10 protein-coding genes are annotated in these 19,728 nt (G+C 72.1%); 9 read left to right on the forward strand and 1 reads right to left on the reverse strand.

The window, feature by feature from the left end; all coding sequences use genetic code 11:
• Positions 1 to 103: 103 nt before the first annotated feature.
• The 5 genes from O0S08_RS14655 (at position 104) to O0S08_RS14675 (ending at position 10,545) form a co-directional block, all read left to right on the forward strand.
• Positions 104 to 688 carry a hypothetical protein gene (locus tag O0S08_RS14655; protein ID WP_269039752.1) on the forward strand — a complete coding sequence of 195 codons (585 nt, stop codon included), beginning with the start codon at positions 104 to 106 and terminating at the stop codon, positions 686 to 688.
• Between the two features lie 337 nt (positions 689 to 1,025).
• Complete coding sequence (locus O0S08_RS14660; RefSeq protein WP_269039753.1) at positions 1,026 to 1,529, forward strand: VOC family protein; 504 nt, start codon at positions 1,026 to 1,028, stop codon at positions 1,527 to 1,529.
• A gap of 126 nt (positions 1,530 to 1,655) precedes the next feature.
• Complete coding sequence (locus O0S08_RS14665) at positions 1,656 to 3,638, forward strand: HEAT repeat domain-containing protein (protein ID WP_269039754.1); 1,983 nt, start codon at positions 1,656 to 1,658, stop codon at positions 3,636 to 3,638.
• Positions 3,639 to 4,180: 542 nt separating this feature from the next.
• Complete coding sequence (locus O0S08_RS14670; RefSeq protein WP_269039755.1) at positions 4,181 to 7,039, forward strand: esterase; 2,859 nt, start codon at positions 4,181 to 4,183, stop codon at positions 7,037 to 7,039.
• Positions 7,040 to 7,629: 590 nt separating this feature from the next.
• Complete coding sequence (locus O0S08_RS14675; protein ID WP_269039756.1) at positions 7,630 to 10,545, forward strand: serine/threonine-protein kinase; 2,916 nt, start codon at positions 7,630 to 7,632, stop codon at positions 10,543 to 10,545.
• Here the strand turns inward: O0S08_RS14675 and O0S08_RS14680 are convergent.
• Positions 10,532 to 10,957, reverse strand: coding sequence for a hypothetical protein (locus tag O0S08_RS14680; protein ID WP_269039757.1), 426 nt, complete (start codon positions 10,955 to 10,957; stop codon positions 10,532 to 10,534). The two genes, O0S08_RS14675 and O0S08_RS14680, sit on opposite strands and share 14 nt — an antisense overlap.
• Before the next feature lie 718 nt (positions 10,958 to 11,675).
• Here O0S08_RS14680 and O0S08_RS14685 point away from each other — a divergent pair.
• From O0S08_RS14685 to O0S08_RS14700, 4 genes are all read left to right on the forward strand, one after another.
• Positions 11,676 to 13,628, forward strand: a complete 1,953-nt coding sequence (locus O0S08_RS14685; RefSeq protein ID WP_269039758.1) for a TIGR02996 domain-containing protein — start codon at positions 11,676 to 11,678, stop codon at positions 13,626 to 13,628.
• A 131-nt stretch (positions 13,629 to 13,759) separates the two neighbouring features.
• Positions 13,760 to 15,667: a TIGR02996 domain-containing protein gene (locus O0S08_RS14690; RefSeq protein ID WP_269039759.1), complete on the forward strand. Its 1,908-nt coding sequence runs from the start codon at positions 13,760 to 13,762 to the stop codon at positions 15,665 to 15,667.
• A gap of 134 nt (positions 15,668 to 15,801) precedes the next feature.
• Positions 15,802 to 17,706 (forward strand): hypothetical protein, encoded by a 1,905-nt coding sequence (locus O0S08_RS14695; protein WP_269039760.1) that lies wholly within the window; start codon positions 15,802 to 15,804, stop codon positions 17,704 to 17,706.
• A 338-nt stretch (positions 17,707 to 18,044) separates the two neighbouring features.
• Entirely contained in the window at positions 18,045 to 19,685 is a 1,641-nt protein-coding gene (locus O0S08_RS14700; protein WP_269039762.1) for an NAD(P)/FAD-dependent oxidoreductase, read from the forward strand.
• Positions 19,686 to 19,728 lie beyond the last annotated feature (43 nt).

The raw sequence follows: 19,728 nt of genomic DNA on the forward strand, positions 1-19,728 counted from the left end.
GCCTTCGTCATCGCGGCGCCGATGGAGGACCGTTCATCGCCGACGGCGGTCCTCGCGGCCGACGCGGTGACGAGGCCGCGCGTGTCCGTTACTCTGCAGGCCCATGGACCCCGTCGTCTATCCTGTCCGCACCCCGCTCGCGTACTGGCTCGTCGTCGGCGCGCTGTTCGGGCTCGCTGCGGGGGCCGGCTATCTCTGCCTGCTCGCGCTGGGCCAGGGCGTGGTTTCGTGGAAGATCGTCGGCCTCGGAGGCCTCGTCGTCGCGGCGCCGGTGATCTATTTCCTCGCCACCGCGGAGTACCGGGCGCGCGGCGAGATCCGCGTCGGCACCGCGCAGGTCGAGGTCCCGGACGCGCGCGGCGAGGTGGTGCGCTTCGCCAGCGCCGCGTTGGAGCTGAAGATCACGCGGGTGATCGTCCGCTTCATGTTCACGGTCGTGCCGGTCGGAGAGGTGCCGCGCGGGATGGTGATCGAGCTGCGCGAGGGCGGCAGGCGGCGCCGGATCTCCAGCTTGACCCTCGTCGATCCGCAGCACGGCGAGGCGCTCGTCGCCGATCTCGAGCGCGTGCGCCAGGGCCTGCCGCCGCAGGGCCCGCGCGCGCCGCAGGGCCCGACGACGCGCCGGCCGCAGCGCCCGCGGGACGAGTTCGAGGCGCAGCTCGAGCGCGAGCTGGCGGCGATGGACTGACGGGCCGGGCGAATCGCTGGACTCGCGAGGCGCGAGTCGTTCGCTCCTCGCGGCGTTGCGGCGAGCTCATGCGCGTCGACCCCGATCCTCGTCGGCTGCGAAGTTCAGTTCGTCCGGGGCCACGGCCGGGGCCGGTAAGGGCGGGCCGCGCATTGTGCGCTGCTGCGGCTCTCCTGGCGAACCGGGCCGCGAAATTTTTTTTTCGTGTCGCCGGGTCGGCCGTGTCGAAAACGGCTCGGCGGAAACGACTCATCTCGTGAGCACGGCCGCAGGTGCCGCCCAGGCAGGGCCGGGGTTCATCCCAACGTCAACACGGCACATCACCAAGGAAAACACCATGGCAGCCAAGATCAAGCAGCGGATCTCCACCTTCCTCTGGTTCGACCATCAGGCCGAGGAGGCGGCGAGCTTCTACACCTCGATCTTCCCCAACTCGAGCATCGGCAAGATCACGCGCTACAGCGAGGAGAGCAGCGTCCCCGGCGCGCCGAAGCCGGGCACGGTCATGACCGTGGGCTTCACCCTCGACGGCATCGAGTTCGGCGCGATCAACGGCGGGCCGCACTTCAAGTTCACCGAGGCCATCTCGCTGGTCGTGCACTGCGAGACCCAGGCCGAGGTCGATCACTATTGGGACCGCCTGGGCGAGGGCGGCGACCCGAAGGCGCAGCAGTGCGGGTGGCTCAAGGACAAGTTCGGTGTGTCGTGGCAGGTCGTGCCGGACGCGCTGTTCGAGGTGCTCGAAGATCCCGACCCGGCGCGGGGCAAGCGGGCCACCGCGGCGTTGATGCAGATGAAGAAGCTCGACATCGACGCCCTGCGCAAGGCCGCGGCCGGGTGACTCTCGGCGGTCCGTGACCGGTCGGCGGGATCCGCCGGAGCGCCGGCGGAACTCGCAGCGCGGGGGTCTCGGCGACCGAAAAGGCCAGTGGTTTCGCTGGCACATCGGTTGCTTATGAGGTCGGCGATGCCGCTTCACGACGACAGACCTCCCCGGCGCCTGGCGCTGCGAACCGTCACCACCCTCGCGCTCGTCGCCGGCGCCGCGTGGGCCGTGCAAGGCGTGACGCGGACCCTCGCGCCGAGCAGCGACGACGCGCGCGCGCTCCCGGGGCCGCAGTTCGGCGCGGCGCTGCTGGGCCGGCTCGCCGACGAGCCGCGCCCGCCGTGTCGCTTCGCCGCGGGCACGCGCATGGCCTACGACGTGGTCGGCGAGACGCGGGTCGAGATCGACTTCGCCCGCGTGAGCGACGGCGTCGACGCCGGCGCGAACGCCCAGGTCGAGGCCTCCCCGCCCGAGGCCCACCACGTCGAGCGCCGCTGGCACCTCGACCTTCTGGCGCTGGCCGAGGAGGACGGCGCCGGCGTGCTCGCGGCGCGGATCGCCGATCGCGGCGCGCGGGTGATCGGCGGCGAGGCCCCGGCGGCCGGATCGTCACCTGCACTTTCGGACATCTTCCTGATCCGCGTCGACGAGCGCTGTGCGATCCGCGAGTTCGGCTGGCGCAGCGCGGGTGACCTCGACGCCGCGCGCGAGCAGCAGCTCCTGGCCGGCGGGCTCGGCTTCTGGGCCCCGGCCGACCCCACCCGCGCGGCCAGCTACGTCGGCACCAATTTCGACGCCACCGGGCGCTACGCCGCCAGGTACCACTACGAGGACGGCCGGCTCGCCGGCGAGGCGGTGTCGTTCAGCCTCGGCCAGGCGGTCGCACGCGGAGCGACGGTCGGCGTCGAGATCCTCGGCTCGGAGATCGCGGTCGAGCTCGCCGACGACGTCTGGTTCGCGTCGCTGAGCTCGCAGCGCGAGCTGTCCTTCACCCTCGCGGGTCGCAGCTTCGGCACGCACTTCCGCGCGACGCGGGCGCAGCGGGCCGAGCCGGTCCCGTTCGCGCCGCAGATCGACCTGGCCGACGGCGGCTGGAGCTGGGGCGTCCTGCCCGCGCGCCCGCGCGACGCCAGCGCGGACTTCGCCGAGGAGCTGCGCGACCTGCCGCTGGCCGACGCGCTCGCCCGCTACCGCGAGCGCGTCGCCGGCGGCAAGCTGGGCGAGTACGGCGGCCTCCTGCGCGACTGGTTGCGGGCCAACCCCGGGCGCACCGGCGACGTCCTGGCGCTGCTGCGCAACGGTGAGTTCGCGGGCGAGCAGGTCGCGCGCGCCGGCCTGTTCTGGGCCCTGGGCGCGGCCAACACCGCCGAGGCCAGGGCCGCCCTGGTCGGCGTGCTGCGCGAGTGGCCCGACACGGCGCATCAGATCGCCGCAGCGCAGGCGCTGGCGATGGTCGAGCGGCCGACCGCCGAGATGATCGAGGTCGTGGCGCAGAGCGCCGGGCGCGACGATCTGCACGCGGTCGAGCGCGGCGCGATGGCGCTGGCCCTCGGCGCGCTCGCCCAGCGCAGCGAGGCCCACAGCCCCGAGATCGCCGCCCAGGCGCGGGCCGAGATCCGCGGCTGGCTGCGCGGCACCGCCGACGAGGCGCAGCTCGGCCACGCGCTGCTGGCCGCCGGCAACGCCGGGCACGAGGAGCTGGCCGCCGACATCCGCCCGTACCTCGATCACGACAGCGCGACGCTCCGCCGCCACGCCACGCACGCCCTGCGGAACATGTCCCCAGAGACAGCTTATCCGCGGCTCGAGGAGCGGCTCGGCGACGCCGATCGCACGGTCCGCACCAGCGCGCTCGAGACCGCGGCGACCCTCGCCCGGCGCACCGACCAGGCCCCGAGCGCGGCGATGATCGACCTCGCCGGCGCTCGCCTGACCCATTCCCACCAGGCCGAGGAGCGGGCCGCGGTGTCGCTGCTCGGCGAGGCGGCCCGCCGCGGCGACGCCCGGGCCGACGCCCTGCTGCGCGGCCACCTCGAGGCCCAGCTCGCCGATCCCGTGCGCGACCCGCAGCGCCTGGCCACCCTGGCTCGCAACACTCCGGCGCGCTGGCAGGCCGAGCGCTGACGCGAGAGCGGCGCCCCGCCGCGTGGCCGCAGCGCCGGGCCCGCAAGACACCGGCGCGCTGGCAGGCCGAGCGCCGACGCGAGCGCGACGCTCCGGCGAGTGACATTCCTTAGTCCGCGTCGCCGATTCTCGGAGCTGAAAATCCCAAGCCTCCAGCTTCCCGTTCTTGAAAAAGGCATTCCCGGCCGGTTCTGCGGGCCGGATGCTCCGATGATTCGTGGTCCGCTCTGAAATCAGCGGTCCAGCTCTCGCGCCGGCCGGCCGAGCGGACGATTCGATGCTGAAAGTCCGCAGCGTCCGGCCTTCACGCCAGCACCAGCATTCCCGGTCGGCCTCGCAGGCCGGCCTCCGACGATTCGAGTCCCCGCCCTGAAAATCCGCGGCGTCCAGCTCTTCACGCCGACAAGACCAGCATTCCCGGGCCGGCCGCGAGGGCCGATCCGCCGATTCGTAGCACCGCCGCTCGCTCGCGAGCGGTCCACCCGTCGCGCCGCAGCGCGGCGCCCACTGCCCCCATTTCACCCCCATTCACGAGGTTCACCATGTCGAAGCCAATCATTCATCGTACTCTCGGCGTCTTCACCCTCCCGCTCGTCCTGGCCGCCGGCTGCGACGACGTGGGTCCGTCGGCGGCAGCCGGGGCGCGCAACGAGCACATGACCGTCACCTCGCTGAAGATCACCGGCGGCGGGGACAACTATCTGCTCCACCCGGTGAGCGTCGCCGTCGCCGGCGAGCTGACGGGCGCGGCGTTCGAGACCGACCTGGTGGTCGGCATGTGGGCCGAGGAAGGCAGCGTCGGCTGCACTCTCGGCGCCATGCCGGTGAAGCACGCCGCGGACGGCCGCGAGGCGTACGCGCGCGAGGCGGTGTTCGTGGTGCCGGCGACCTGTCACGAATTGGCGGGCCGCGAGGACATCGCCCTGTTCGTCGCCTTCGATCCGTGGAACCGGATCGGCGACCGCGAGATCGACCTCGACGAGGTCGGCGGCTACGAGAGCGAGTACGAGATGATCGCGGGTGCGGCGCTCGGCGACGTCGAGTGCGACGATTGCACCGCCCGCCACGCGCTGCACGACAGCCCCGGGATGGACGCGCAGCTGCGCGAGCTCAACCTGTCGTCGGCGGTGGTGGTGATGCCGGTCGATCCCGAGGGCCACGAGCTCGAGCCCGGCGCCGACCGGCCCGACCTCAACCTCACCGCGCTGTCGCGGGTCGTCGGCCTGCCGGCGGGCAAGGGCCTGGAGCGCGGCAGCGTGCAGATCGGCAGCCGGATCCGCCCGCGGGGCGCGAGCGAGCCGGGCAGGGCGCTGATCCAGCGCAAGGGCGGCGAGTCGGGCGAGCGCGCGCCGGTCAAGGTGCCCGGCTACGGCGACGTGACCACCAGCCTCGCGCTCTACCTCGACGACGCCACCCGCCAGGCGATCGCCGCCGGCGAGTGGGCGGGCGTGCAGGAGTTCGAGCTCGTCACGTGTCTGGCGACCGACTTCACGCAGGCGGTCTACCGCGGCGAGACCGAGCCGCGCGCCGACGACTGCGGCACCCTGCCGCTGACCGTGGTGCGCCAGGTCGTCGATCCCGAGGGCCCGCCGGTGCAGGCGCGCACGGCCGGCAAGGTGCGCAGCGCCGAGACGTGGGGCGACAGCTGGGGGGCGAACAGCAGCTACGGGTTCGGCTACTCGGGCCTGACCTTCATGACGTGGCTCGACGTCAACGGCTCGGACACCCCGACCGAGACGTACAAGGGTATCGACGTGCACAGCGCGGGCAGCTGGTTCGAGGCGGGCGTCGACTCGTACGCGACGGTGTTCGGCAACAGCGTCAACCTGGTCGACATCTACGCGACCTTCATCGGCTACGACTTCGGCGGCGGCGGGGTGGCGATGGGCGCCTCGGTGTTCTTGACGGACTTCATCCCCGAGTTCGAGATCCAGCTGGCCGACGGGGTGTCGGTGTCGCTGCAGTCGATGTTCGACGCCGCCGGCCTCGACATCGACCCGACGCTGACGCAGAGCTTCACCCTGGTCGGCGTCAACTTCGACGACGGCTGCGGCTCGGTCAGCGCCGGCCTGTGGATCGACGCGACGATCGGCATCGACACCGAGGAGACCACGATCACGGCCGGCACCACCGAGGAGGGCGTCGAGGTCTCGGGCACAGTCACGCCGTTCTTCAACCTCGCCGCCAAGGCCGGGACCTCGGTCCATTACAGCGAGTACCTCAGCGGCGGCATCACGGCCACGCTCGACCTGCTCGACCTCCACGTGCCGTTCACGGTCTCGGTCGAGTACGTCGACTTCGCCCCGCTCGACGCCGTCAAGCTGGTGTTCAGCGAGTACGCCGAGGCCGTCCTGACCACCCTGTCCGGCGACATCACCTTCGACATCAAGTACAAGATCCCCTGGCCGTTCTGCTGGGCCGACTGCACCAAGCACCATGCGCACACGATCGCCTCGTGGGACGGCCTCAGCACCAGCATCGAGTTCTTCGACCTGACCCAGACGCTGCGCGCCGGCACCCAGCAGGCCAACCAGTACTGGTGCACGCACGCCGGCGCCAAGCTGCACTCCGGCGACTTCGACGGCGACGGCGCGGCCGACTACCTGTGCCACGACACCGTCGACGGCCGGCTGTGGATCGACTACGACGGCACGTTCGGCGGCACCGACTGGTCGCGCTCGGCCGGCTGGTGCATCGGCGGCAAGCTGCTGATCGGCGACTTCAACGGCGACGGCCGCGACGACCTGATGTGCCACAACTACGCCAACAAGGTGATCGACTACGCCGACAGCAACGCGCAGTTCATGGGCGCCGACTGGTCGTACACGCTCTCGTGGTGCGTCCACTCGGGGGCGGAGATCGAGGCCGGCGACTACAACGAGGACGGCCGCGACGACCTCCACTGCCACGACAGCACCGGCAAGAAGTGGCTCGACTACGCCGACACGAACGGCCGCTTCGGCGGCACCGACTGGGTCGGCTTCGTGATGCCGAACGGCTTCTGCGGCCAGTACGACGGCGACACGATCGCCCTCAAGACGTACCACAACCGCTACGTCGGCGCGAGCGGCTCGGGCAACGACTATTTGATGGACCAGGTCGAGGCGATCGGCGGCTGGCAGAAGTTCGTCGTCGTGTGCGACGGCGAGGAGGTGGCGTTCCGCACCGTCCACAACCGCTACATCCAGGCCAACGACGCGGCCAGCGACTGGCTGGCCAAGCAGCAGACCTTCATCGGTCCGTGGGAGACGTTCACCGCGATCGAGCAGGAGGACGGCACCTGGGCGTTCCTCACCGACCACAGCCGCTACCTGCAGGCGCTGGACGCCTCGGGCGGCTGGAAGCTCAAGCAGCAGACGTTCGTCGGCCCGTGGGAGAAGTTCACCGTCGTGCCGCAGTGACGCTCCCGGCGGCGCGCGCCCCGAGGTCCTCGGCGGCGCGTCGTTCGTGGGCGGACAGTGTTGTCAGAGCATGTGGAGCGGGACGCACTCCTGCTGTCCGTCGCCGGTCTCAGCTTGTGCCGTCGTGCCGCCGCCAGATATTCCGAGGATGCGATCGTTCGCGGTGTCGCAAACCACCACCGCCTTCGCCCTCGCATCATTTCTGCGTCCATCGTCCCGGCGTGCGAGCAGCAGTTCGCGCTCGACGACTGCCGGGGCGCACAGATCGCCGGGATCGAGTCGTCGCGATGTCGGGCGCGCTGGGTTCCCCTCGCTCATGCGGAGCTGCCGGCCCAGCACTTCGTCGGCCTGGGCCGCCCCGAGCCGTCGGCGTCCGCGTCTTCGGCAACCAACGTAAAAAACTCTCGGCGCGCAGCCAGCAGCTCGTTGTTCGCCGGCAGCGGGACGGCTGCCAGCGATGGTTTACCTGTTCGATCCGCCAGGTGACGTGAGCGTCGGGCCGCGCCGGCGCCGCGGCGGCATCGCGGTTGCACGAGCGCGCCGACGTTCGGGATCGCCCACTCGGCTGCTTGCACGCTTCGCCGGCATCCGTGAACCTCGAACAGGCGCCGATGCCCGTCGACCCCACGCACTCGAGCCAGCTCGCCACCCGCGTCGACGCGCTCGCGCCCGCGCCCGAGCGCGGCAGGCGGGCCGAGTCGGACGGCGACGCCGGCCCGGCGAAGATCGGCCGGTTCGTCGTGCTGCGCAAGCTCGGCGAGGGCGGCATGGGCGTCGTGTACTCGGCGTACGACGAGCAGCTCGAGCGCAGGGTCGCGCTCAAGCTGTTGCGCGGCGAATTCCGCGGCCAGCAGCAGAGCGTCGGCCAGGCTCGGCTTTTGCGCGAGGCGCAGGCGATGGCCAAGCTGTCGCACCCGAACGTCGCGCAGGTCTACGACGTGGGGCCGTTCGGCGACGCAGTGTTCATCGCCATGGAGTTCGTCAGCGGCGGCAGCCTCAAGGACTGGTTGCTGCGCGAGGACCGGCCGTGGCGAGCGATCCTCGGCGTGTACCTGCAAGCCGGTCACGGCCTCGCCGCGGCCCACGGCGCCGGCCTCGTGCACCGCGACTTCAAGCCCGACAACGTGCTCGTCGGCGACGACGGCCGCGTGCGCGTCGTCGACTTCGGCCTCGCCCGCCACGACGAGAACGCCATGACCCATCCGGGCGGCCCGCCGCCGAGCGCGAGCGGCGTCGACCTCACCCAGGTCGGCACGTTCATCGGCACCCCCGCGTACATGGCCCCCGAGCAGCTGCTGCGCGAGCCGGCCGACGCGCTCAGCGACCAGTTCAGCTTCTGCGTCGCGCTGTTCGAGGGCCTGTACGGCTACCGCCCGTTCAAGGGCACGACGACGGTGGAGATCTCGAAGGCTGTCCTCGAGGACAGGCGCCTCGAGCCGTCGCGCGACACCGAGGTCCCGGGCTGGGTCCACGCCGCGCTGGTCCGCGGCCTCAGCATCGATCCGGCGCTGCGCTTCCCGACGATGGACGCGCTCCTGCAGGTGCTGTCGGCCGACCCCGACCGCGCCCGACGCCGCCGCCTCGGCATCGCCGCGGCCGCTGCCGGCGTGATGTTGTTCGCCAGCGCCGGCGGCTACGCGGCCTACGCGATCCTGGCCCGCGACGCCGCGACCTGCGTCGGCGCCGACGAGCAGCTCGCCGGCGTCTGGGATCCCTCCGTCGCCCACGCCGTCCGCGAGGCCCTGACCGCGACCGGGGCCGCCTACGCCGACGAGGTCGCGACCCGCGTCGGCCAGCGCCTCGGCGAATACGCCGGGGCGTGGGTCGACATGCGCCGCGGCGCCTGCGAGTCGCACCGCCGCGGCGAGCAGTCCGACTCGCTGTACGACCTGCGCGTCGCCTGCCTCGACGACCGCAAGACCGCCCTGCACGCGCTCGTCGGCGTGCTGACGACCGCCGACGCCGCGGTGCTCGAGAAGGCCGTGCAGGCCGCCGACCAGCTGCCGACGCTCGCGCGCTGCGCCGACACCCGCGCCCTGCTCGCCCGCAGCCCCGCGCCCGACGACCCCGCGGTCGCGCGCGCCGTCGACGACCTGCGCGCCCGCCTCGCCGGCGTGCAGGCGAAGTTCGACGTCGGTCAGTACAAGGCCGCGCGCGCCGAGCTGGGGCCGCTGCGCGCCGAGGCCGAGGCGCTGGCGCACGCGCCGACGCTCGCCGCGACGCTGCACCTCGCCGGCAAGATCGACGACCAGCTCGGCGACTATCCGACCGCCGAGGCGGCGCTGCTGCGCACCGCGGCGACGGCCGATCGCGCCGGCGACGACGACACCCGCGCCGCCGCGACGATCGACCTCGTCCGCACGATCGGCGTGCGACAGGCCCGCTTCGACGAGGGCCTGCACCTCGCCGAGCTCGCGCGCGGCGCCACCGGCCGCCTGTCCGACGGCGGCACCGCCGAGGCGCTGCTCGAGGGCCGCCTGGGCGACCTCCTGCTGAGCCGCGGCGACCTCGATCGCGCCGCCCCGCACATCGACCGCGCCGTCGATCTGCGCGCCCAGCTCCACGGCGAGACCTCGATCGCCCACGGCCAGGCCCTGATCTCCCGCGGCACGCTCAAATTCCTGCGCGGCGACTACCCGGCCGCGATCGCCGAGTACCGCCGCGTCCTGGCGATCTTCGAGCAGACCTACGGCGCCCATCACCCCGTGCTCGGCGACGTGCTCAACAACATCGGCGCCGCCGAGCTGAGCCTGTTCGACCTCGACGACGCCGAGGCGACCTTCACCCGCACTCTGGCGATCGTCCGCGGCGCCTACGGTGACAGCCACCCCGCGCTCGCGACCGTCCACTTCAACCTCGGCATGATCGCCCAGTTCGAGGCCCGCTACCCCGATTCACTGGCCGCGCTCCGGCAGGCGCTGGCGATCTACGACGCCCACCTGCCGCCCGCCCATCCGAGCCGCGGCGACTGCCTGATCGAGCTCGGCAACACCCACCTGTTCGCCGGCGACTTCACCGCGTCGGAGCAGTCGTTCGCCGACGCGCTGGCGATCTTCCAGCTGGCCTTCGGGACAGGCCACCCGCGGACCACGCAGGCGCTGGCCGGCATGGCGACCGCGCAGCTGCGCGCCGGTCGGCTCGGCGACGCCGAGCGCACCTTCCAGCGCGCCCTCGCCGAGCTCGAGCCTGCCCCCGCCGACCCGACCCGCGGCGTGCCGCTCGCCGGCCTCGGCCGCGTCCACCTCGCAGCCGGCCGCCACGCCGCCGCCGCCGAGGCGCTCGAGCAGGCGCTCCCGCTGCTGCCGCAGAACGCCTTCGTCGCCCCGTACGACATCGCCGAGGCCCAGTTCGCGCTCGCCCGCGCATTGGTCCGGCTCGACCCGGCCAACGCCGCGCGCAGCCGCGACCTCGCGTCGCAGGCGAAGGCCGGCTTCCTCGGCGTCGGCGCGGCGTTTCAGCCGGCCGCCGCCGAGGTCGACGCCTGGCTGTCCGCTAGGGCAGGTTGACGTACGCGGTCCCGTCGGACTTGCCGGCGCAGACCAGCCCGCCGAGCGTCATCGTCTTGTCCCAGACCACGACCTGCCCCTCCTGCTCGATCTCGTCGAACTTGGTCTTCGGCGTCAGGCACTGCAGGTCGACGCCGCTCTTGAGGCACGCCTCCAACACCGGCACCCCGGTGAAGCACTCGCAGGCGATCGGCTTGACCGTACATGGCTCGCCGCCGCCCATCTTGCTCGCGTCCTGCCCGATCGTACTGCCCGTCGTGCCGTCCGTCGTACCGCCCGTCGTGGTCCCGCCGCCACCGGTGATGCCGGTGCCGATGATCACCTTGCCCGGGTAGAAGTAGTTGGCCACCGCGGTCTCGACGACCCCGAGCCCACACGCCGCGAATACACCGATCACGATCAACTTGCGCATGTCCAAACCTCCGCTTCCGAACCCAGCCAACCATTAGGCCGACACCTCCGCGGCGCGTCAATCGGTCCCGCATCCGCGTAGCGACCTGCGCATGACGGACGCTTGCCATGTAGGCGAAAGGTTCCCGGGGGCCGCCGGACCGGGCCGTGCCCGTGACCCCCGACAACACTCGGCCGCCGCAGACCTGCCGTGGCGGAGACGGTGCCGAGCTCGCGTCGCGGCCGCGACGAGCCGCCTGTTCGAGCCATTTGGCGGACGACGTTGTTCGCCACACACGCTCTGGACTTCGGATGAACGCGGCCGGTGAGGCGCCTGGATGACGACGTCGCGATGTGTGGGGTTCGTCGGCCCGGGGCGGGCATTGCTGGCCCCGGCCGACGCGATCTTCGAGGGTCGACCTGACCACCGCGACGCCGCCGCGCCGGTGGCCGAGTGCGTGGCTGGCTCTCATGACATGTCTCGATGAGCATGTCCTTTGATGCCGGTGGTCGGGCGGTGGACCGGGGTGGGGCCGCTCTGTTCGTTCGCCCCGGTGGGGGGGCTCGAGGTCGACGCGCCGCGTCGGCCGAGTCCGAGTCTCGCGGTCGTGGTGGCTCGGGCCTCCGATGAACCCGGGCGCGGACCTCGGGGACGCGCCGCTCGTGCGACGCGCGAGGGGCTGCGAGGCGCGGGAACGGTCTCTCGTGCAGGTCGTCGAGGCGCCTCCGCGACGTCGGCCTTGACGATTCGCGGCGCCGCGGCGCTAGACTGCGCGACGACGATGCAATCCTCCGACGATCGACTGGCGGCCATCCGCGCTCGCCCCGAAGATGATGGGCCGCGGCTGGCGCTGGCGCAGCAGCTGCGCGAGCGCGGCGACCCGCGCGGCGAGTTCATCGAGCTGCAGTGTGCGGTCGCGCGATGCGACGACGAGGACGATGCCCGCGGAGAACTCGAGGCGCGCGCCGAGGCGCTGCTCGCCGCGCACGCCGAGGAGTGGCACCACGAGCTCGGCCTGCGCCCCGGCGAGGCGACCTGGGTGCGTGGCTTCGTCGACACGGTGTCGCTCACGCCGGGGCGCATCGCCGCGGCCCGCGAGCGGCTCGTCCGCGGCGCACCGGTCCGCGGGCTGCACCTGCGCGGGCTCGCCGACGACGTGGAGGCGCTCGAGTCGACGCTGCGCGACCCGCTGCTCTCCGTGATCACCGCGCTCGACCTGTGCGCCGAGGGCAACGACATCGGCCCCGACGGCGCGATCGCTCTGGCCGAGGCGACCCACCTGACGCAGCTCCGCGAGCTGCGGCTGCGCGACAACCGGATCGAAGAGGAAGGCGGGATCGCCCTGGCCGGCGCGACGCACTTCGCCGGGCTGACGAAGCTCGACCTGCGGAGCTGCCAGGTCGGCACCGAGGGCGTGAAGGCGCTGGCAGCAGCGACCCAGCTGGCGAACCTGCGCGAGCTGTGGCTCGGGTGCACGTTCTTCGACAGCGGCAGGACCCCCTGCCGCGACGAGGGGGTGTTCGCGCTGGCCGCGGCGAGCCACCTGAATCAGCTCGTCACCCTCGACCTGCAGTGGAACGAGGTCCGGCTCGCAGGGGCGCGGGCGCTGGCAGCGGCGCCGCAGTTCGCCGGCCTGCGCGAGCTGTGGCTCGGCGCCAGCCACCTCGGCGCCGAGGGTGCGACGGCGGTGGCGACCGGCCTGCCGAACCTGACCTTGCTCGACCTCTACGACAACGACATCGGGCCGAAGGGCGTGCGCTCGATCGCCCGGCGGCTGAAGCACCTGCGGACGCTCGACGTGAGCCACAACCACATCGGCATCGAGGGCGTGCAGGCGATCGCCGGCGCCGAGTCCCTCGCCGGCCTGCGCGAGCTCCGGCTGCCGTACAACAAGCTGGACGACGAGGGGGCCGCGGCGCTGGCGAAGGCGGACCGGCTCACCCGGCTGAAGCTCCTCGACCTCCGCGACAACGACATCGGGCCGTCGGGCATCAAGGTGCTGCTCGCGAAGAAGTGGTTGTCCCGACTCGAGACGCTGCTGCTCGACAACAATCCGCTGGGCACCAGCGCGTCGCAGGCGCTGGCGAAGGCGACGCACCTGACCCGGCTGAGGGCGCTGAGGCTGACGCGCACGGGCTTCGGGCCGGAGGGAGCGGCCGCGCTCGCGTCCGCGACGCACCTCGCCGACTTGCGCGAGCTGTTCGTGCACCGGAACCCGATCCGGGACGACGGCGTCGCGGCGCTGATGTCGGGGCCCTGGCCGCGGCTGCGGGTGCTCATCCTCGCGTCGACCGGGATCGGCGACGAGGGAGTGCGCACTCTGGCCGGGGCGCCGGTGCTCTCCAGGCTCACCGGTCTCGATCTCAGCGACAACCAGATCGGGGACGAGGGCCTCCGCGCGCTCGCGGCAGGGCGCCTGGATGCCCTGGTCGAGCTGTGGTTCGAAAGCAACCCCATCAGCGTGGCCGGGGTCGCCGCGCTCGCGGCGGCGCCACACCTCCGTCGTCTGCTTCGCCTCCACCTGAAGAACAACCGGGAGCACTGGCCGGAGGGGTTCCGTCCGCTGATCGGTGCGCCGTGGCTTGGCTCCCTTCATCAGCTCGACATCGGAGCGAGGTTCGCGTTCGACGAGCGATCCGAGCTGTTTTTGAGCGAATTCCAGGCGGTCGCGCCGGATCTGGTCGTCACATGATTCGCCGCCTGCGAGTTCGTGGGCGACGATTCGTGGGTGTCGCAATCGCTCGCGCGGTGACGTGCACGCCGACAGCACGCGTTCGGCCTTGACGAATCGCGGGGGCCGGCGCCTAGACTCTTCCGAAACCGATGCAGCTCTCCGAAGATCAATTGGCGGCGATCCGTGCCCGGCCCGAGGACGAGGCTCCGCGGCTGGCCCTGGCGCAGCGACTGCGCGAGCGCGGCGATCCGCGCGGCGAGTTCATCGAGCTGCAGTGCGCGGCGGCCCGCAGCGGCGACGACCACGACGCCCGCGACGAGCTCACCGCGCGGGCCGACGCGCTGTTCGCCGCGCACGAGGACGAGTGGCACCACGAGCTCGGCTTGCGGCCCGGCGAGGCGACCTGGGCGCGCGGGTTCGTCGACACGGTGTCGCTGGTGCCGGGTCGGGTCGCAGCGGTCGGCGAGCGACTCGCCCGCGGCGCTCCGGTCCGTGGGCTGCACCTGCGCGGGGCCGCGGACGACGATGTGTTGGAGTCGGTGCTGCGCGAGCCGCTGCTCTCCGTGATCACTGCGCTCGACCTGGTCGCCGAAGGCAACGACATCGGCCCCGACGGCGCGATCGCTCTGGCCGAGGCGACCCACCTGACGCAGCTCCGCGAGCTGCGGCTGCGCGACAACCGGATCGAAGAGGAAGGCGGAATCGCCCTGGCCGGCGCGACGCACTTCGCCGGGCTGACGAAGCTCGACCTGCGGAGCTGCCAGGTCGGCACCGCGGGCGTGAAGGCGCTGGCAGCGGCGACCCAGCTGGCGAACCTGCGCGAGCTGTGGCTCGGGTGCACGTTCTACGACTTCGAAAGGGAACCCTGCCGCGACGAGGGGGTGTTCGCGCTGGCCGCGGCGAGCCACCTGAATCAGCTCGTCACCCTCGACCTGCAGTGGAACGAGGTCCGGCTCGCAGGTGCGCGGGCGCTGGCAGCGGCGCCGCAATTCGCCGGCCTGCGCGAGCTGTGGCTCGGCGCCAGCCACCTCGGCGCCGAGGGTGCGAAGGCGGTGGCGACCGGCCTGCCGAACCTGACCTTGCTCGACCTCTACGACAACGACATCGGGCCGAAGGGCGTGCGGTCGATCGCCCGGCGGCTGAAGCACCTGCGGACGCTCGACCTGAGCCACAACGGCATCGGCATCGAGGGCGTGCAGGCGATCGCCGGCGCCGAGTCCCTCGCCGGCCTGCGCGAGCTCTGGCTGCCGTACAACGAGCTGGACGACGAGGGGGCCGCGGCGCTGGCGAAGGCGGACCGGCTGACGCGGCTCGAGCTCCTCGACCTACGCGACAACGGCATCGGGCCGTCGGGCATCGAGGAGCTGCTCGCGAAGAAGTGGTTGTCCCGGCTCGAGACGCTGCTGCTCGACGACAATCCGCTGGGCGATGAAGCGGCGCAGGCGCTGGCGAAGGCGACGCACCTGACCCGGCTGCGGGCGCTGAGGATGACGCACACGGGCTTCGGGCCGGAGGGAGCGGCCGCGCTCGCGTCCGCGACGCACCTGGCCGGCTTGCGTGAGCTGTTCGTGCACCGGAACCCGATCTTTGGCGACGGCGTCGTGGCCCTCCTGTCGGGCTCCTGGCCGCGGCTGCGGATGCTCGTCCTCGCGTGGACCGGGATCGGCGACGAGGGGGTGCGCGCGCTGGCCGGCGCGCCGGTGCTCTCCAGGCTCACCGGGCTCGATCTCAGCCACAGCAAGGTCGGCGACGAGGGCCTCCGCGCGCTCGCGGCGGGGCGCCTGGACGCCCTGACCGAGCTGTGGTTCGACGGCAACCCCATCAGCGCGGCCGGGGTCGCCGCGCTCGCGGCGGCGCCCCACCTCCGTCGTCTGCTTCGCCTCCACCTGAGAAACAACCGGGAGCAGTGGCCGGAGGGGTTCCGCCCGCTGATCGGTGCGCCGTGGCTGGGCTCCCTTCATCAGCTCGACATCGGAGCGAGGTTCGCCCTCGACGAGCGATACGAGCCGTTGGTGAGCGAATCGCGGGCGGTCGCGCCGGATCTGGTCGTCACATGATTCGCCGCCTGCACGCTCGTGTGCGACGATTCGCCGGCTTCGCATTCGCTCGCGCGGTGGCGTGCACGCCGACGACGCTCGTTCGGCCTTGACGAATCGCGGGGGCCGGCGCCTAGACTTTTTAAAAACGACTGATGCAGCTCTCCGAAGATCAATTGGCGGCGATCCGCGTCCGGCTCGAGGACGACGGCCCGCGGCTGGACCTGGCCCAGCGGCTGCGCGAGCGCGGCGACCCGCGCGGCGAGTTCATCGAGCTGCAGTGCGCGGCGGCCCGCAGCGACGACGATCACGACGCCCGCGACGAGCTCACCGCGCGGGCCGACGCGCTGTTCGCCGCGCACGAGGACGAGTGGCACCACGAGCTCGGCCTGCGGCTCGGCGAGGCGACCTGGGCGCGCGGGTTCGTCGACGCAGTGTCGCTGGCGCCGGGTCGGGTCGCGGCGATCGGCGAGCGGCTCGCCCGCGGCGCTCCGGTCCGCGCGCTGCACCTGCGCGGGCTCGAGAAGGACGCCGAGGCGCTCGCGTCGGTGCTGCGCGACCCGCTGCTCTCGGTCGTCACGGCGCTCGACCTGTGCGCCGACAGGAACGACGTCGGCCCCGCCGGCGCGCGCGCGCTGGCGAGGGCGACCCACCTGACGCAGCTCCGCGAGCTGCGGCTGCGCGACAACGAGATCTTCGAGGCGGGTGGGCACGACCTCGCCCGGGCGACGCACTTCTCCGGCCTGACGAAGCTCGATCTGCGGAGTTGTCAGGTCGGCACCGACGGCGTGCGCGCCCTGGCAGCGGCGACGCACCTGGCCGGACTGCGCGAGCTGTGGCTCGGGGGCTCGTTCTTCGACAACAACAGCAACCCCTGCCGCGACGCGGGGGTGTTCGCGCTGGCCGCGGCGAGCCACTTGAAGGGCCTCGTCACCCTCGACCTGCAGTGGAGCGAGGTCCGGCTCCCGGGTGCGCGCGCGCTGGCAGCGGCGCCGCAGTTCGCCGACCTGCGCGAGCTGTGGCTCGGCGCCAGCCACCTCGGCCCGCTCGGCGCCAAGGCGGTGGCGATCGGCCTGCCGAACTTGACCCTGCTCGATCTGTACGACAACGGGATCGGGGCCAAGGGCTTGCGGGCGCTCGTCCGGCGGCTGAAGCACCTGCGCACCCTCGATCTGAGCCACAACGACATCGGCATCGACGGCGTGAAGGCGATCGCCGACGCCGAGTCTCTGGCCGGCTTGCGCCAGCTCTGGCTGGCCTACAACAACTTGGGCGACGAGGGGGCCACGGAGCTGTCCCTGGCGGACCAACTGACGCAGCTCCGGCTCCTCGACCTCCGCAACACCGGCATCGGGCCGTCGGGCGTCGAGGATCTGCTCGAGGAGGCGTGGCTGTCCCGGCTCGAGTGCCTGCTCCTCGACGCCAACCGGCTGGGCAACACGGCCGCGAAGGCGCTGGCGAAGGCGACCCACATGACCCGATTGAAAGAGCTGCGCCTGCGGGGCACGGGCTTCGGGCCGGAAGGGGCGAGGCACCTCGCGTCCGCGCCGCACCTCGCCGGCCTGCGCGAGCTGCTCGTCGACAGCAACCCGATCGGGGACGAGGGCGTCGCGGCGCTGCTGTCGGCGCCCTGGCCCCGGCTCCGGCTGCTCGTCCTCGGGGCCGGCGGAATTACCGACGAGGGGGTGCGGTTGCTGGCCGGCGCGCCGCTGCTCGCCGGGCTCGCCGGGCTCGATATCAACCGCAACAAGATCGGTGACGCGGGCATGCGTGCGCTCGCAGCGGGGCGCCTCGACGCCCTGACGGAGCTGTGGTGCGCCGGCCATGCGCTCAGCGCGGCCGGCGTCGCCGCGCTCGCGGCCGCGCCGCACCTCCGTCGGCTGGCGCGGCTGCACCTGGACAGTCCGCGGCTGTCGTCGGAGGAGCTCCGCCCCCTGGTCCGTGCGCCGTGGCTGAGCTCGCTCCACCAGCTCCGCTGCGGCGCACGCTGCTATCCCGAGGATTTCGAGCCGGCGTTGAGCGAATTGCACGCGGTCGCGCCGGACCTCCAGATCATTTGATCCACCGGTCGCGCGCCGTCGCGAATGCGTCGATTCGGCGACCGCGCAATGAAGGATTCGCGGACCGGTCGTGGTGCGCGTGTGGTCGGGTGGGTGTGGCGGCGATACGTCCTTGCCCGGCAAATGGGTCCGCGGTGCGCCTGTTGCGGCGACGAATCCGTCGGGTGATCGATCGCGCGCGGGCGACTCTATCCTTCACGTCGGGGTCGCGTGACCTCGACGTCGGCGCCACCTCCGTGCGACCTTCGGGGTCTACATGAATCGATGCGCAGCACCGTGGCGCGCGGACGAACCACGGTCATGATTCGCCGATTCGCCACACCTCGGGGGAGACTCTCGTGAACCACGAAACATATGACGTCGCCATCCTCGGCTCCGGGATCGCGGGCGCCGTGCTCGCCGCGATCCTGGGCCGCCAGGGCTTCCGCGTGCTGCTGCTCGAGAAGGGCACGCACCCGCGCTTCGCCGTCGGCGAGGCGATGCAGCCGCAGAGCTCGATGCTGCTGTGGATCCTCGGCGAGCGCTTCGACGTGCCCGAACTGCAGCACCTGTCCTGCACGCAGAAGATCTTGCGCCACGTGACCCGCAACGTCGGGGTGAAGAAGACCTTCGGGTTCCTCTACCACGAGGAGGGGAAGCTGCAGGACCCGCAGCAGGGGCACCTGCTGATCCCGCCGCCCACGCCGCTGGCGTCCGAGAGCCACCTGTTCCGCGCCGACATCGACCACTACGTGGTGAAGGCGGCGGTCCGCTACGGGGCGACGTACCGCGACCGCACGGACGTGGTCGACTTCACTCTGGCGGACGACGGCGTGGTCCTGCGCACCGCGAGCGACGAGGTGTTCCGCGCCCGCTTCCTGGTCGACGCCACCGGCCACAAGTCGCTGGTCGCCGACAAGCTCGGGCTGCGCCCGCAGGACCCGCCGCTGCGCACCCAGTCGCGGACGATCTTCACCCACATGCGCGGCTTCCGGCGCTGGGACGATCTGATGGCGCCGGGCGATCGACCCGGGCTGTCGCGCGGCTACTACGAGGGCACGCTGCACCACGTGATCGACGGCGGGTGGTTCTGGGTGATCCGCTTCGACAACGTGCCGGGCTCGGAGAGCGACCTGACCAGCATCGGCCTCACCCTCGACATGCGGAAGTACCCGCAGCGCGGGATCCCGCCGGAGCAGGAGTTCTGGGAGGTCGTGAACCGCTACCCGAGCATCGTCCGCCACCTCGAGGGCGGCGTGGCCACGCGGCCATGGGTCGGCACCGGTCGGCTGCAGTTCAGCGCGACCGACAGCGTGGGGCAGCGGTTCTTCCTCATGTCGCACGCGCACGGCTTCATCGACGCGCTGTACTCGCGCGGCATGATCAACACGTTCGAGACGATCCACGCGTTCGCGCCGCGGCTGATCCAGGCGCTGCGCGACGACGACTTCACCGTGTCCCGCTTCGACTACCCGCGGCGGCTGCAGGACGCGATGCTGCTCGACAACGATCGCATGGTCCACAACTCGTTCCGCTCGTTCGCCAACTTCGACACCTGGAACGCGTTCCTGCGGGTGTGGCTGGCCAACATCATCTTCGGCGACCTGCGCATGTTCCGGGTCTGCCTGCGGTACCTCGAGAGCGGCGACAAGGCCGAGTTCGAGGCCCTCGACGTCGACCCGGTGCCGCTGAGCCAGGCGCCCGGCGCCGCGCCGCTGGAGGACCTGAGCCGCTTCACCGACGCGACCTTCGACCGCTGGGACGCCGGCGAGCTGACGGCCGAGCAGGCCGCGGCCGAGGTGTTCGCCCAGCTCGGCCGCACCCCGCTGCCGCCGATCCACCCGTGGGACGACCCGGCCGCGCATCACATCGACCTGCTGCCGGAGAAGCTCGAGCGGATGGTCGAGTGGGGCAAGACCGCGGCGCCGACCACGATGAACCAGTGGTTCGACTTCGACCTGAAGATGCTCGACCGTTTGCGGACCGAGGCGGCGGCGTGACGCCCGGCGGTCGATCGAGGGTGATGGTCTAATGTCCTCGGGG

Origin of the sequence: Nannocystis punicea (assembly GCF_026965555.1) — a bacterium.
Classification (GTDB): Bacteria; Myxococcota_A; Polyangia; order Nannocystales; family Nannocystaceae; genus Nannocystis; species Nannocystis punicea.

Bases quoted from the DNA above. Each gene is read 5' to 3' on its own strand.
- O0S08_RS14655 (WP_269039752.1), top strand. From the start codon at position 104: ATGGACCCCGTCGTCTATCCTGTCCGCACCCCGCTCGCGTACTGGCTC.
- O0S08_RS14660 (WP_269039753.1), top strand. From the start codon at position 1,026: ATGGCAGCCAAGATCAAGCAGCGGATCTCCACCTTCCTCTGGTTCGAC.
- O0S08_RS14665 (WP_269039754.1), top strand. From the start codon at position 1,656: ATGCCGCTTCACGACGACAGACCTCCCCGGCGCCTGGCGCTGCGAACC.
- O0S08_RS14670 (WP_269039755.1), top strand. From the start codon at position 4,181: ATGTCGAAGCCAATCATTCATCGTACTCTCGGCGTCTTCACCCTCCCG.
- O0S08_RS14680 (WP_269039757.1), bottom strand. From the start codon at position 10,957: ATGCGCAAGTTGATCGTGATCGGTGTATTCGCGGCGTGTGGGCTCGGG.
- O0S08_RS14690 (WP_269039759.1), top strand. From the start codon at position 13,760: ATGCAGCTCTCCGAAGATCAATTGGCGGCGATCCGTGCCCGGCCCGAG.
- O0S08_RS14695 (WP_269039760.1), top strand. From the start codon at position 15,802: ATGCAGCTCTCCGAAGATCAATTGGCGGCGATCCGCGTCCGGCTCGAG.